The organism is Peribacillus sp. SIMBA_075 (assembly GCF_046534585.1).
The window spans coordinates 1-265 of record NZ_JAWRYN010000804.1 but is presented as its reverse complement, the minus strand read 5'-3'; the positions used below and the strand labels follow the sequence as shown (position 1 = coordinate 265).

At 39.2% G+C, this 265-nt stretch carries 1 protein-coding gene; it reads right to left on the bottom strand.

Annotation, left to right across the window (positions count from 1 at the left end):
• Positions 1–250: UPF0738 family protein (locus SB775_RS30435; protein WP_410864989.1), on the bottom strand; the 250-nt coding region annotated here is incomplete at its 3' end.
• Between the last annotated feature and the right edge of the window lie 15 nt (positions 251–265).

The following is a 265-nucleotide window of genomic DNA, read 5'->3' as shown; positions in this document are numbered from 1 at the left end:
CTTCCGCCGCCAAATAGACAGGGATGTCAAGATTCATTGCTTCTTTTAATGGAGCCCATGTATGTTCCCCTAAAATAAGATACATAAAAGACTCCTCGGTTTCGAGTATGTAAACGAACGCAAAGTGATCAGAATCAACAAGCATTTGTCCTGATGCTTTTGCTTTTTGAATTTGCTCCTCTGACTGGATCGTCAAAATCAGCCTGTCTTCTTTTAAAGTTGCTTCTGTGATTTCAATTCTGTTTTGCATCATGATCTCCTTTAC